A 14,996-nucleotide genomic window follows, 5' to 3' on the forward strand; every position below is an offset into this window, starting at 1 on the left:
TTTTTGCACTACCGTAGCAGATAAAGATCTTTATCGCATATTTTGCGCCAGCGCTTTCCTATACATTTCCCCCCAGCCCTTATTTTCCCTTGCCGGGCCCAGCAGGTGGTTGTGCATAATGCTGGTAAAGGTACCCCCCACCTGCTGCACGGCATGCCATAACCGCTCCCACTCCTGCCAGGCTTCGCCGGGCTTGTGCCTTAGGTAAAACCGGCTGGTGGCATCCATAAAGATAAAGGGGTGCACCCGGAACGGGTAAGCAGCTTCGGCTTCAAGATCGTACCAGGTAAAAGCATTGGAAGTACCCGCCCGGAAACCATTGGCCATAGCATAACCCATAGAGTAATCGTCGGTGATCCCTGCCGCCATCAGTTCACGGTAAGTGTGCGGCAAGCCGAACTTAATATAGTGCTGCCGGCTGCGCGTGATCTCCTGATGCGTATACACAGAAACAATGCCACGCTCATCAGACAGTATAGATGGATTGGTATGTGATAGATACGAAGGATGTACCCCAACAGTATAACGTTCACTTATGTGGCGCATCAGCTGCTGCATCGCTGGTGTACCCGGTAGTACATTACGGTCGTAGCGACTGCCCGAGCCAGCCAGGAAAAAATATAATGGCGCTAACCGGTACCGCTCGTGCAGCGCATCCAGCCATGCGAAGCAGTCGTAAGGATCTCTTCCTCCGGTAAGCCCTGCTGCGAGCCGCGATGCCGCACTCCGCCATTTGACCTGTAGCAGCTCCTTCGCCATGCCGCCCCAATAATGCCTGATCCCACGGTGGCGGTATTTCCAGGCAATATCAACGTCATAGCTGGGCTGGAAGCGGAACGAAGGAGCCGATAAAGGCAATTGAAACCGCTGTACCAATATGCGACGCAGCTGCCCGATCCATTGATCCACCACCGGTTCCTGTAAAAAAGAATATTGTGCTGCTGCCGATTGCGCCGCCTCGTAACGGCCATGCCGGTCTTCTTTATGAGGCAAATATTCTTCGTAGCGGCTGATGAGATAAAATGCGGCGGCAAACAGGTCAAAAGGGATCGCAGCACCAGGCTGGTTGTAAAAAAGAATAGTGCTGTGCTTCCAACGCTGTACGGCTAAGGATTGCGTGCGGATGTCGCTTTCGCCCAGCAGGGCATGCGGAACGATCTGCAATTCATCGGCCACCAATGGCGTTTTGCTATAATTGATCCGGGGCCCTTCAAAAGCCATCCATTCTTCGGTACTCGTCGTAACGCGGTAAGCGGTACCCAGTTGTTCTTCAAAGATCCACTGCAATACATATTGCAACCGCGGACTGTCAAAGCCTGAGTAGATAAGAAGAGAAGACGATAGCACGGGCATAATATTTGTCCGGCGTCAAAGATAAGGCTCCCTGTCCTTTGGTTAAGCAATTATTAAAGCTTTGATGAGGCGGTAGTCATTAACAAATGAAATATACCTTTGCGCCCTTGTTAAACCTTATTTGCATGCGCCGGTTCTTCCATACCGTTACTCATTTGCTGCTGCTGCTGATCATGGTTCAGGCGCTCGGCCTGAATGCGGCGGCTTGTACGGTGGGATATGAGGCGCCTCCGGCAACGGCGCGACATCACATGGTCTATGCAGCCGCCCATCATCTCGAAGCGGGCAGCTTACAGGCGTATCATCATAAAAGCGGCCCCTCCGGCAAAACCCATTGCCATCACAAGGCACACAGAAAATATTTTCCCAGCAAAGTTGTCGTCAGCTCGCCGCAGCAGCTTAGGGCCGCTGCCAGCCAGGACGAGGCCCTGGTACATTATGCCGTAGTTACCGGTTATCATTTTCTATATTTCAAAACGATCAACCCGCCTCCCCCCAAGGCCTGAGTCTATTACGGCGCAACGCATAAATACTCCGTACGTCCATCATAAACGATGTTTGGTTATTTTAATGTTAATTGAGTAATTTTAATCCTCATTGGATGCGTTTGTTCAGCCCGTTCCTTTTTCCCGTTTCCCTTTAATGTTCTTTAAATGACCGTCAGCATTCGTAAAGGACTGGTCCTGCTTGCAGGCCTCCTTTCGGGCCCTGTTGTATTTGCCCAAAGCAACCTGTCGCTGCAGGATGCCCTGAAAGCAGCTATTGCCAACAACCCGACCCTCAAAGCGCAACGCATGAATATCGACGCCGCCGGCGCCGACATTGTTACCGCAAGGCTGAGGCCCAACCTCAACCTAAGCAACCAGACGATCAACCTGACCCGTAAATCGGACTTTGCACCGAATACGGAATGGACCAATGGTCTGAACCGCCAGACCCAGTGGCAGCTGTACAAACCGATACAATGGCCGGGACAACGGCAGGGTAAGATCGATTTTGCCCGGCAAAGCCAGGTATTGAGCCAGAAGCAATATGAACAGGGACAGAGGGATCTCCTGCTCGATGTTGCCGACAGATGGTTGCATGCCTGGACGAGCAATAAGCAGCTTAACCTGTTGTCTCAAGCTAAGAACAACCTGGACAGCCTGGTATCCATCAATAAGTACCGGTTACAAAAGCAGGTGATCAGCGAAACGGATCTCACCCGTACACAACTACTGGCCAGCCAGTTTGAGATCCAGATCCGCAATGCGACGCTTGAATACAACAATAGCTTACGTGAGCTGGCCTATCTCACCGGCCTGGGTACTGCAGTTACCGTAGATACCGGACATGGCTTTACCCAACATATGCCACTGATGGCCGACAGCCTGATGGCTTATGCCCTTACCGAACGCCCCGACATAGCTGTAGCCAGGGCGGGTATCGACGTCGCCAACAGCAACAGCCGACTGCAAAAGGCACTGGCTTATCCCACTCCAGACGTGGGCGTACTGTACAACCCCCAAAATACGATCCCCTATTGGGGTGTATATGCCGCTATAGACCTGCCTTTCTTCAGCCGTAACCAGGGAGAGATCAAAAAGGCGAAGATCTTGCAGGAGCAGAGCACCCAACAGATGAGCGCTCTGCAGCTGCAGGTAGCTACCGAAGTGGAAAACGCCTATAAGCGTTACAACACACAAAAGCAGAATACACAAAAATTTACACAGCTCCAGGAGCAGGCCGAAACGATCCTGGGCAATGTGAAGTATGCTTACCTGCACGGTGGCACCACTATCGTCGATTTCCTGGAAGCACAGCGCAGCTGGCTCGAAACGCAGCAGCAGTATTATGAAACGTTGCAGCAATACAGCGAAAGCTATATACAGTTGTTGTATGTGACCGGCAAGATGACCCAGCTCGCAGAAGCGGCCGAATAATTCATCCTATACCCATTTACAATTTCAAATTTTTTTACCGATGAGGATACAATCAGGAATACAGACAGGGAAACTCAAAGGGATGCCCTATGCTTTGCTGCTGCTGGCGTTAAGCGCTGGGGGTTGCAGGCACAAGGAACCTCCGGCACAGGCCAAAAACCTGGCGCCGGTGATCAGTAATAATGGCACCAGCATTGATATCCCTGACCCTTCGGTGGATACTTTCTTCAAAACGGAATCGGTAGGCACCGGCGATGTGACCGCCGATATGTCGGCGCCGGGTAAGGTTGCCGCCGCGGTGGTCTCTTCTTCCCAAGGTAAGTTGATCCTGTTCGACAATCCCGATCTGGCGAGTACCTATAGCCAGCTCACCCAGAACATGAACAACATTACGCAGAAGAAAAACATCGTAGCCCAGAAGGCAGCGGTAGTGAAGCAAAAGCAGATCGAGGTGCAGCGCTACGAAGACCTGGCGGCGCATGGCGCAGGTACGGGTAAGGACGTGAGCGATGCCAAGACCGATCTACTCCTTGCCGAGAGCGACCTGAAGATGGCACAAAGCGAGGTGAATACAGAGCAGGCGGGCATTATGGAACATGAAGCCTTGCTGAAGTCGGGCGGTTTCAATCCCGGTGCACTCAGTAGCGCAGGTCCCGGCAGCGTGTACATTACCTGCGACATAGCGGAAAGCCAGATCAGTAAGATCAAGGCCGGTACTGCCTGCACACTTAAGTTCCCTTCCTTTCCCAATGAGCAGTTCAAGGGCAGTATCGACAACATAGCAGATGTGATCGATAACAGTACCCGTATGGTGAAGGTACGGATCACTATGGCCAATAACGACAACCGCATCAAGGCCGGTATGTTTGCTATGGTAGGCTTCGGTATCAACGAGGGCAACAACAATACCATTCCTGCTACCAGCCTGGTGACCGTGCAGGGTAAGAACTATGTATTTGTCAAGAAGTCGGACACCCGCTTTGAACGCAGGGAAGTCAATACAGGTCAGCAGCTCGGCGACCGTGTGATCGTATATAGCGGCTTGCAGGCCGGAGAATCCGTAGCAGTAACCGGTGTGATGCAGCTGAAAGGCCTGTCGTTTGGATATTAAAAATCAAAAGGCAAAAGGCAAAAGGAGAAATAGGCAGTTGGCAATATTCAAACCCTGATAGCCAAATCTCAATACGAAATACCTAATACCCAGTACTTAATACTTAATACCTAATACTAACCCCCATGCTGCAGGCACAGATCTTCATCGACAAAGATACTTTCAAGGGCTCAGGCCCGCTGTACGAATACATCCTGGAATTCCTGCTCCGCCACAGCGTTATGGGTGCGACCATGTTCCGCGGGCAAATGGGCTTCGGCGCCAACCAGCAGCTGAAGAATCCCGACCGGATGTTCAGCTTCGACGAGCCGCCGGCCATGATCGTTTTTATCGATGAAGAGGACAAGGTGCTGCGCGTGCTTACCGAGCTGCGGAAGGAGGTCAAAGGCGGGTTTATCGTTACCAGCCGGGTAGAAGCCTTCAATTAGAACGTAACTATAGACACAAGGGCAGGAGGGAACACAACGCTTGCCCGGTACAATTCATTTATATCAATACGAAAAGATGATCCGGAATTTATTGATCTTCTCCATGAAGAACCGCTGGGTAGTGGTAGGACTGGCCATTGCGCTCATGGGGATCGGGTACTGGTGCTTCACCCAGCTTAAAATAGAAGCCTATCCCGATATCGCCGACACCAACGTGATCGTGGTGGCGCAGTATCCCGGCCGTGCCTCCGAAGAGGTAGAGCAACAGGTGACCGTGCCTATAGAAAGGGCGCTGCAGAATACGCCCAATGTAATGGATCGGCGCAGCCGTACCATCTTTGGGCTGAGCGTGGTGCAGCTAACTTTTAAAGACGGTACGGATGATTATTTTGCCCGGCAACAGGTAATGGAACGCTTACAGACGGCCGAGCTGCCCGATGGCGTAGCGCCCGAACTAGCGCCTTTGTCCACAGCCGTCGGCGAGATCCTGCGCTATGTAGTGGAAGCGCCACCCACCTACAGCCCCACCCAGCTGCGCGACCTGCAGGACTGGGTAATCAAGCCGCATATACTGGAGGTACCGGGTGTAGCCGATGTAACTACTTTCGGCGGACCGCTCAAGCAATTCCATATCCTCACCTCTCCCGATCAGCTGCGTAAATACAGTCTCGATATCGCCGACCTCGAAAAAGCGGTACAGGAGAACAACCAGAATACCGGCGGTAACATTATCGACCGCGGGGGACAAGGCTTTGCCGTACGCGGCCTGGGTGCGCTCAAAAAGGAAAGCGATATCGAAAGCATTGTGCTGAAATCGGTGAACGGTATCCCCGTATACCTGCGCGATGTGGCCACGGTAGAAATTGAACCCCCGCCCCCCAGCGGTGTGATGGGCTATACCATAAAGGACGAAGGGATCAATGTAACCGGCGGTGTGGAAGGGATCATCCTCATGCGCCGCTACGAGAATCCTACCGACGTACTGAAATTGCTGAAAGAAAAGCTTGCCGATATTAAGGAAAATGAGCTGCCCGAAGGCGTGAAGGTGCGTCTGCTCTACGACCGCAGCTTCCTCATCGACCATTCGCTACACACCGTAGGCGAAACCCTGCTCGAAGGCGTGAGCATCGTGATCATCCTGCTCATCTTTTTCTTTGGCAGCGTGCGCAGCGCGCTGGTGGTGGCCCTTACCATTCCCTTTGCCCTGCTGTTTGCCTTTATCCTGATGCAGATCGCGCATATTCCTGCTAACCTGCTGTCACTGGGCGCGATCGACTTCGGTATTATCGTGGACGGCGCCTGCGTGATGACGGAGCACCTGATACGAAAATACCGGACGGCCACCGTTGCCGAAAAGAAGGAGGGTATTGTCAAGATCACCTTGCTGGCCGCCCAGGAAGTGGGCCGCGAGATCTTCTTTTCGGTGGCCATCATTATCCTGGCCTATATGCCTATCCTGCTCATGACCCGTGTTGAGGGCAAGCTGTTCTCACCTATGGCCCTTACACTGGCCTTTGCGGTGATCGGCAGTATGATCGCCGCGCTCACCTTTATACCAGTGCTCATCTCCTTTGCTTACCGCAAGGCCTTGGCCAATCCGGAAAAGCCGATGAAGGAACCGAAGAATATCATCCTGAATTTTATGGAGCGCTCCTACGGCAAGACCCTTGCCTGGATCATGCGCCGGCCCAAGGGCGTGGTCTTCGCCGGCTTCGCGCTGGTGATCCTCCTGGTGCTGCTGGGTGGCAAGCTGGGCAGCGAGTTCCTGCCTACGCTTGATGAAGGGTCGATCTTTCTGCGCGGCAATTTCCCTGCGGGTGTAACCATACAGGAGAATGCCAGGAATGCGCCTAAGATCAGGGAGATCATTGCCAAGTATCCGCAGATCGCCTTCGTGATCACGCAAAGCGGCCGTAACGATGATGGTACCGACCCCTTCCCGGCCAACCGTAACGAGATACTCGTGGGCCTTAAAGACTATAGCCTGTGGAGCGATACCATTGCCAAAAAAGACCTGGTACAGCAGATCAAAACCGACCTGCAGCGGCAATTGCCTGCCGTGCAGTTCTCCTCGGGCCAGCCTATCATCGACCAGGTAATGGAGATCGTGAACGGCAGCGCCGCCGATCTGGCCATCTCGGTAGTAGGCGACGACCTGGGTATGATGCGGGAGAAAGCCTATAAGATCGCCGATATCGTGTCGAAGACCGAAGGCGCCGATGCCGTGAACATAGAACAGGAAGGTCCCCAGGAGCAATTGTCGATCAATATTAACCGGCAGAACGCTGCGCGCTTTGGTATCAATGTGGCCGATATCCAGAACATGATCGAAGCAGCCATTGGTGGTAAGGCCGTATCGGTGCTGTACGATGGCACCAAGCGCTATGATATCGTAGTGCGTTACCTGCCGCAATACCGCAACAATATCGACGTGATCCGCAACCTGCAGGTAACTTCCGCCTCCGGCGCCCTGGTGCCGATGAGCGAGCTGGCCGATATCAGCTACGTGGAAGGCCAGACGAATATCTACCACTATGGCAGCAAGCGTATGATCACCGTGCGCACCAACGTGCGCGGCCGCGACCAGAGCGGCTTCGTAAAAGAGGTGCAGGAAAAAATAGGCAAGGCCGTGCAGGTACCCAAGGGCTACAGCATTATGTACGGCGGCCAGTACGAAAACCTGGAACGTGCGGGCAAGCAGCTCGCCTTTACGATACCGCTGACCATCGTGATGGTGTTCCTGCTGCTGTTCGCGCTGTTCCGGCAATTGAAGCATACCCTGGTGACCATGAGCTGTATCCTGTTTGCCCTTGCCGGCGGTATCGTAGCCCTGTTGCTGCGTGGCTACTATTTCAATGTGTCGGGCGGTGTAGGCTTTGTGAGCATCTTCGGCATCAGTGTGATGGCCGGCGTGCTCATTGTTTCGGCCTTCCGGCGATTGATGTACCGCGATCATGGCCTGCGGGCCAAGGAAGTGGAGCATACTGCGCAGGAACAGCTGCGGGCACTGCTCTCCATCCTCATCGTAGCGATCATTGGCCTGTTCCCGGCAGCCTTCTCTTCCGGTATAGGCTCCGATGTGCAGCGACCGCTGGCCACCGTGATCATCGGCGGCCTCACCAGTACGCTGATCTTTGCCCCGATATTATTACCCCCTTTATTTTTCCTGGTCAACAAAGGGAAACGGGAAGATAAGCCGGCCAACGAACATTAAACCATAGTCGATCCCCGGGCCTGACGGGGAGGTGAGGGCCTTGTGGCTCAGAACCGGTACGCGGGCCTGGGAATCGTTTTAAATAGCCGGCTTATGCCGTGCATCAATAAGCACAGCAACAGGGAACATACGGCCGGCAATTATTGCTAATATTATCATCAGGGCGACAGAGCGAGAAGACGGGCAATCTTCTTTACAACGGGAACCCCGATATGGGTAAGTTTTGCCCCCTCAAATATTTTTCTATCTTTGCCCAAATTCATGCCGAAATGAAGCAGACAACTACTATCTTATCGACATGCATCGCATTGATTTTCATGGCATCCTGTGCTGCGCCCAAGCCAATGGGCTCGACGGCCAGGAACACTGCGAAACCCGAATTTATTGACGGGATCACGGTTGCCGGCGGTAGCAGCAATGTTAAACTTACTCAAAAGAAGCAGGTCTATCGCAAGATCGGCTCTATACCTGAGGAGCTGGAGACAGCAGACCAGCCCAGCCTTTCCCGGAGCAGTATCCAGGAGGGGAAGAAAAGGAATAAATCCCTGTATACCTTTATTGAAGAGTGGTATGGCACACCTTACCGTTTTGGCGGTACCAGCAAAACAGGCATCGATTGTTCGGCCTTTACACGGCAGCTGTACGAAGATGTCTATAGCCTGGATATCCTGCGCACCTCTATCGAGCAATTTGCCAGCACCCTGTATGTGCGCAAGGAGCAATTGAAGGAAGGCGACCTGGTCTTCTTCAAGATCCACGGAAAGCGTATCTCGCATGTAGGCGTGTATTTGTACGATGGTAAATTTGTACATGCCTCCGTAAGCCAGGGCGTAGTGATCAGCGACCTTGCCGATACGTATTGGATGCGCTATTATGCGGGCGCCGGTCGTATGGGTTAAGCAGGGCTGGCGTAGATATGCCAAAAAAAATTCTTTAAATTTTCTGTTGTGTTTTTTTGGTGGATTTGAAAAAGTGATTACCTTTGCAATCCCAAAGCGGAACAAACACAGTAACAGTTCTTTAAACGAATGCAGAAGTAGCTCAGCTGGTAGAGCACAACCTTGCCAAGGTTGGGGTCGCGGGTTCGAATCTCGTCTTCTGCTCCACAGAAAATTCCAGACTCCTAACAGAGTTTGGAATTTTTTTTTATCATTGTATTTCAGAAACAATGATGGCCGCCCTGGTGGTGAAATTGGTAGACACGCGGGACTTAAAATCCCGTTGCCAGCAATGGCAGTGCGGGTTCAAGTCCCGCCTGGGGCACAAACGGGAGTCACACCCGAAATTTGAAGAGGTTTCTCATAGTCGAGAAGCCTCTTTTCCTTTAACAGCGCGGCTTTCGGCTGAAACATTTCCAAAAGGTAGGGTGTTCTATAGACACCATCCTGATACCTTAAATCCGACTTGAACACCGCCTTAATGAAAACCTGCTTTTGTGTAATTGTAGCCATATTATAAATGGCCTTAATGTCGGAAAGCTTAGGCAATTGTTCTTCGTACAACTTCCAATATTCACGCCGATCTTCCTGCAATGTTTCTTTCTCGTATTTCAGGGCGCTTTCACTTCTCTTAAGCTTACCATGCCACTTTTGATATGTTTCCGGGTTGATGGCATTGTTGATATACTTTTCCTCTAAGCTTTCCAGTTTGTCTGTAACGGAATCCAAATCATAAAGCACGGACGAGAGGCGGACAGATTTAAGCTTTACTTCTTCTTTCATCTGCCTGTCTGCCGACTGCCGCAGATAATCCAAATACACAGGATCAAGGCTTAAATTATCCAGCAGGTCATCAAATTGTTTATGCAGCTTAATCGCAGATAAATTGAATTTCAGATGGTCCATGCATTTATAATACCAGTAATAGTTTTTCTTGCCTTTGCTGTTCCCTGCCGTAAGGGATTTGCCACAGAAACATTTTAGGACACCGCGTAAAGGCACAGCTTCGTTTTGTACCGTATGAGGCTGCTTGATAACGCCCAAGCGCACCTGAATATCCCAGAAATCCCCTGTGGAAATCAAAGGGTCGTGAATGCCGGGTATTACCTTTTCGGGGGAATACTTATAAGCAGGTACGCGGACAAGGCCAGCATAAACCGGGTTGGTCAGTACACGGGTGATCGCACTATTTCCCCTTAAAGGAAAACCATTGCTTACGGCATAGTCTGAAATCGCCTTAAGTGGCGCACCCTGTAGGTACATTTCAAATACACGGCGGACAACTGGCCCCTTCTCCTTATCAATGATGATAAAGGGTTTGTTGTAAATATCACGGGTATTCAGGTAGCCGGTAGGTGCTTTTGACACATACCGGCCACTGGATAAAGCTTCGTGCATCCCAAACAAAGTACGGTCACGAATAACCCTTAGTTCAAACTCTGCGTTTACAAGCATGTCGGCGCGTTGCTTGAAATAGAAAGGGCTATCGTAATCAATGCTCATTTGTTCAAAGACAGAAACAATGATGATCCGGTATTTCTTTTCAATCATTTCGATTTTGTTCAGCCCTGCCGCAGCGTTACGGCTAAAACGGTCGTATTTGATTACGATAAGGTAATCAACATCCCTGTAGGATGTACGCATGAAATCTTCCAGCTTTTGCCATGCCTTACGGTCAAAATCCTTTGCGGATTTCTCATCGGTAAAAATGCTGTGTAAATGGAGGTTGTGGCGTTCGCAGTATTCACGAATGTATTTTTCCTGACCGGAAATAGAAAAGTTACTCTGATCCTTATCCGATATACGGATATAGCCAATTGCTTTTTTCATTGTACGATGTTTTTTACAAAAATTCGTGCCAACAAATCCAGCAATGCTTTTTCGTCCGGTTTCAGATCGGGGGAAGCTGTACCCCTGTTTCGGGAGAACGAGTGATTATTCTCCTGCTTGTCGTTAGGTATTGTCGGCATGCAAATGTAGAGGCTTTTTAAATATCAAGAAATCATTTTCCTAACCAGCACTAAATTTCCCTGTCTATCTCACCATCTTCCAGCGACAGGCCGGGGTCAGATGGTGTTATAATATCATCACGGGTCAGGCTGAATCGTGTCACCCGATCATTCCGTGTCAGCTCTTCCTTTGTTGGTTCTTTTCCCGGTGTCGTTTCTTTGGTTTCCCGCGCTTCAATTTCCTTTTGTCCTGCGGACGGTAAGCTACGTGGGTCACCAAAATAGTTCTCTATCGACTCCCGGTTAATCTCCCTTTCCTGCCCCAGCTTTTCAGGGAACTTTTTATCAAAGGCTTCATGCGCCCGCTTGGCCCTTTGGTCTTCCGGCAGCTGGCCGAAATCATCCTTGTCGATAATATTACGGTAAATGCCACTCTCCTGCCGGTCGGACATATACAAATCATAGTCCTGCCTGCCGGGGTCTTCATAGCCATACTTACAGCCGATTTGCAATGCCCTTTCCTTAAAGTCAGCATCAATACGACGCATATCAGTTTCAACGCTTACAGACACATTGCGCGAATAGGGTGTATTGGGAATATACTTTGGATATTTCAATGCGTGATAGGCGTGTATATTATCATGGTATTCCCTCGAAAGGCGCATGTAATCCAGCCAGCTATCAGGGCCGCAGCGTTCCATATACAGTTTCATGAACTCTGGAACCGGCTTGTCTGCCATAAAATAGAATTTAGAGTGTTAGTGTATTTCTTTTCTGTTATTAAGAATTCAGGCTTACATCAATGCTGTTGACGATAGGCCTGTCCGGTTCAATGGCGTTGTACCTACTATCTACACATTGCAGCAGCCGTACCTGTTGGCCCATGATCTTGTTGAATACCGCCGAAAGGTTTATTCCCGTAAGGGTAGCGCCATGCGTAGTGAATAGCAGTGTTACCTTGTCTTCTTCGGCGATATATTCCCCACTAATTAGGTAAGCATAGTTCAGGAACAGCTTACGGCCATCCGGCCAGCCAAAGCAGATGTGCCTCACATTGCCATAGGATGGATAGTAAATATCATCATCCCGAGGACCTGCTTCCGGCTCGTAGCCGGCTGCCGTTGGCTCGTTCTGCCGCATCTCATCGACTTTCAGGGTAAAGCGTTGCGTCATAGCGTTGGCTCATAAGGGTCAGGGTAATTGCGTTCCGGTTCTTTCTGCTTGTCCATAGCCGGAGCAGGTAACACATGTGTTTGCTTTTGCAGGTGATGTACATGGTGGGTATGGTCTGGCTTTTCCACCAGTTCCAGCGCCGAACGGCGGTCGCCCATATCAGACACATGGGACAACAAGGCAGCTTTGTCATCCGTATAAATGTGGACAGATTCCCGCGCCCGACTGACCGATACATAGAACTGCTTGGCATCGGTGGCACCGAAGGACGGCGAACCCGCAGCGATAAAGGCAACATCCACAGTCTTGCCCTGTGAGGCATGAGAGGTAATGCAATGCGCATGGGTAATATGGCCGAAGCCAGTATTGTTGATACTGTATTCCGCATTGCTGATACTGTTGCGCAGCTTGATTTCTCCGTCCCGGCTGATTGAAGTGACCTGATAGGTCTGGCCGTTGCTTAATCCTTTCCCGGCATTGTCGAAGCCGTTTTTGGTCACACGTAGCTTATCACCTTTGGCAATGGCTATTTCCTTTAACCGGAATACGTCTAAGCGATCACCGGCCTGTGGCGGCATTGGCAAAATTTCCCCACCAGTATTTTGCAGCAATACCGCCTTTTCTGTAGCCTCGGCTATCTTCCATTTACTGCCACGCGGGAATTGCTTCATGTTCTGGTTGAACTGTACCCACTGGCCGGGCTGGTAGTTGCGCCAGTCGTTCTTTTCCGCAACGGTCAGGTTTTCATTGACCAACGACAAAGCCGGGATCTCCTTCTTTCCAATATATCCGGCCTCTTTCAGCTTTTCCCGCACGGCCTTTGTCACATCCTCGCCTTGGGCGTGCGTAGGCGATATTATCAATGCACTCTTGCCAAGACTAAAAGCCGCCACATAATCAACCACAAGGCTTTCGCTGATATGTTCCGGGGCGACCTCACGGATAGCGCCCATACCGTCCAGCTTGTCAAAGCTCTCCTTTACCTGCCCTTTGGATAAACCTTCGACCACCTCTTTATAGACCGCATTCTTTTGCCTGTGAATCTGGCTGACTTCTGCGGTACGGATACCGGCAACAGTATTCAGGACGCGCAGGGCATCGCCACGGCTAACGCTGCTATGCTGGCGCGTATCACCTAAAAGGATAAGGCGTGCCTGTTTTTCATGAGCCAAACTGATAAGCCCGGTCATATCCTTTGTGCCGAGCAGCCCGGCTTCATCCACGATCAACACCTGCCCTTTCAGTTTTTCCTGCATGGCTTTATCAGCCAATAGACGGGCAACCGTATCAGCTTTGTCAAAACCTTCCTGCCGCAGCACAGAACGTGAAGCCTGTGCCGTAGGTGCAACCAGCATGGTTTCCTTGCCAGTCTTGTTGATCTTGGCGACCAGCTCTTTGAGCAGTGTGGTTTTGCCGCTACCCGCCGCACCGCGCACGATAGAAACCCGGTCTGTATTGGTCAGCAGGTAACGGGTGGCTTCTGCCTGTTGCCCTGTCAACGCCAGATCGGGAGCCTGATGATACAAAGGCACCATCTTACCCCGGCCAGCTTGTGCAAGGGCAACCATGCGCTTTTCTTCGGCCAGCACTTCCTTTGTCGTGCAGACCATCCGGCCGCGTTCCTCAATACGGATAAGGCGGCTATCGTTGTGCAGGCAGGTTTCTATGTCAGCCAGTGAAGTGCCTTTCATACCGATGCTATGCAGGTAAGCCCGTTCCAGCAGCTTGCCTTGTTCTACGACCGAAGCCCGTTCAAAACTATGACCGATTGCAAAGTCTACACATTGTTGCGCTGTAAGGCTCGGCGCGTCATTACGTTCAGGAGCATAACGAATTACAAGGCTGTTTTTGGCTTGGGTTATTTCCGGTTCCAATACACCCGTAATGCCTACCGCCTCCCTGCCCTTTACATCCAGTTCATGTATCTGCCTGCGCCAGTCCGCTTTCAGTTCGGCCATGCCCATACCCTTATCTTTAGCCGCACGGGTACGTGCCCCCAAGCCGTCAAGCTGCTTTGCATCAGTGATACCTTTTTCCTGTGCCACCTTATTGATTGCATTGGTGCGTTTGGAGAACAGGTCGATATATTTCTGATCGACCCCTTCAATCTCGAAGGACTTGCCTGTGCGCCTGATCTGGTACCCGGCATCAATCAGCTTATCTGAAAGCGTTTTGTAGAACGCGCTTTGGTAAAGCGGCATCTTCCGATTGATCTCTTTAAACTGCGCCGCCCTGATCTGCTGCTCGGCCTCGTCATAGGTCACGTTGAAAATATACTGGTGGGCGTGCAGGTGTGGGTCAGGAGCAAAGCCCGGTGTCGGTCTGGAAGTTTGGTGGACAATATCCACGAACAGCAGCTCCCCGGTCTGTCTATCGAAGTCCTTGCCGCCTTTCCTTACCCTTACCCGCGCATCAGCCTCGACCTGCTGCATGGTGGCGGCCACGCTCTCGCGGAATGCCTTTAAGATATGATCGTCACCGGACAGAGCATGAAGGATGGAAACAGACTTCGGAACACTGAACACCAGATCATAACCCGTCGTGCGCACAGAGCTGGTTCGGGGTGTAAGCCGTTCACCCGTTACGGGGTGCTTGTTATCGCAGAGCGCAAAGAACTGTTCCTTAGTGGCCCTTCCAGACAGGCCGAGGCGGTAGGCCAGTCGGCCACCGAAGTCACCGCCGATCTCAACTTCGTCAAGGTAATAATCCCCCTTGACCAGAGCCTGTGAATAGTAGCTCTTGGCCTGACCCGAAGATGTGCTTTGTATCATTCTAATCATGGGAAAACAGATAATGTGTTTGCTAATGACCGTGGGATAAACCGGCGTTTGTTCATGCCTGTGGATGGCGAACAACGCCGGTTATCCACGGTATTTAATTTTGACCGAAGAACTGCCCTTTAAAAAAA

11 protein-coding genes and 2 tRNA genes are annotated in these 14,996 nt (G+C 51.3%); 8 read left to right on the plus strand and 5 right to left on the minus strand.

Going from position 1 to position 14,996, the window contains the following annotated elements; genetic code table 11:
- Window positions 1–30: 30 nt before the first annotated feature.
- Window positions 31–1,353 carry a polysaccharide deacetylase family protein gene (locus DZK30_RS08920; protein WP_162902963.1) on the minus strand — a complete coding sequence of 441 codons (1,323 nt, stop codon included), beginning with the start codon at window positions 1,351–1,353 and terminating at the stop codon, window positions 31–33.
- Between the two features lie 125 nt (window positions 1,354–1,478).
- Between DZK30_RS08920 and DZK30_RS08925 the strand changes: the two genes are divergently transcribed.
- The 8 genes from DZK30_RS08925 to DZK30_RS08960 all read left to right on the plus strand — a co-directional run bounded on the left by DZK30_RS08925 (window position 1,479) and on the right by DZK30_RS08960 (window position 9,291).
- Window positions 1,479–1,859, plus strand: a complete 381-nt coding sequence (locus tag DZK30_RS08925; RefSeq protein ID WP_162902964.1) for a hypothetical protein — start codon at window positions 1,479–1,481, stop codon at window positions 1,857–1,859.
- A 147-nt stretch (window positions 1,860–2,006) separates the two neighbouring features.
- Entirely contained in the window at window positions 2,007–3,275 is a 1,269-nt protein-coding gene (locus DZK30_RS08930) for a TolC family protein (protein WP_205529396.1), read from the plus strand.
- A gap of 40 nt (window positions 3,276–3,315) precedes the next feature.
- Window positions 3,316–4,386, plus strand: coding sequence for an efflux RND transporter periplasmic adaptor subunit (locus DZK30_RS08935; protein WP_118973783.1), 1,071 nt, complete (start codon window positions 3,316–3,318; stop codon window positions 4,384–4,386).
- A 125-nt stretch (window positions 4,387–4,511) separates the two neighbouring features.
- A complete protein-coding gene (locus tag DZK30_RS08940) occupies window positions 4,512–4,814 on the plus strand; it encodes a DUF190 domain-containing protein (RefSeq protein WP_118973784.1) in 303 nt (100 codons plus the stop codon).
- A gap of 76 nt (window positions 4,815–4,890) precedes the next feature.
- A complete protein-coding gene (locus DZK30_RS08945; RefSeq protein ID WP_118973785.1) occupies window positions 4,891–8,028 on the plus strand; it encodes an efflux RND transporter permease subunit in 3,138 nt (1,045 codons plus the stop codon).
- 269 nt (window positions 8,029–8,297) lie between these two features.
- Complete coding sequence (locus DZK30_RS08950) at window positions 8,298–8,927, plus strand: C40 family peptidase (protein ID WP_162902965.1); 630 nt, start codon at window positions 8,298–8,300, stop codon at window positions 8,925–8,927.
- 131 nt (window positions 8,928–9,058) lie between these two features.
- A tRNA-Gly gene (locus DZK30_RS08955) sits at window positions 9,059–9,134 on the plus strand.
- A 71-nt stretch (window positions 9,135–9,205) separates the two neighbouring features.
- Window positions 9,206–9,291, plus strand: a tRNA-Leu gene (locus DZK30_RS08960).
- On the opposite strand, the gene DZK30_RS08965 is transcribed toward DZK30_RS08960, so the two are convergent.
- From DZK30_RS08965 to mobF, 4 genes are all read right to left on the minus strand, one after another.
- Entirely contained in the window at window positions 9,273–10,796 is a 1,524-nt protein-coding gene (locus DZK30_RS08965; RefSeq protein ID WP_118973787.1) for a recombinase family protein, read from the minus strand. The two genes, DZK30_RS08960 and DZK30_RS08965, sit on opposite strands and share 19 nt — an antisense overlap.
- Window positions 10,797–10,986: 190 nt before the next feature.
- Window positions 10,987–11,655, minus strand: a complete 669-nt coding sequence (locus DZK30_RS08970; protein WP_162902966.1) for a hypothetical protein — start codon at window positions 11,653–11,655, stop codon at window positions 10,987–10,989.
- Window positions 11,656–11,695: 40 nt separating this feature from the next.
- Window positions 11,696–12,088, minus strand: a complete 393-nt coding sequence (locus DZK30_RS08975) for a hypothetical protein (RefSeq protein ID WP_118973789.1) — start codon at window positions 12,086–12,088, stop codon at window positions 11,696–11,698.
- Window positions 12,085–14,868 carry a MobF family relaxase gene (gene mobF, locus DZK30_RS08980; protein WP_118973790.1) on the minus strand — a complete coding sequence of 928 codons (2,784 nt, stop codon included), beginning with the start codon at window positions 14,866–14,868 and terminating at the stop codon, window positions 12,085–12,087. Before mobF ends, DZK30_RS08975 begins: the two co-directional genes overlap by 4 nt.
- Window positions 14,869–14,996: the final 128 nt, after the last annotated feature.

This window comes from Taibaiella koreensis (assembly GCF_003545715.1).
GTDB classification, from domain to species: Bacteria; Bacteroidota; Bacteroidia; order Chitinophagales; family Chitinophagaceae; genus Taibaiella; species Taibaiella koreensis.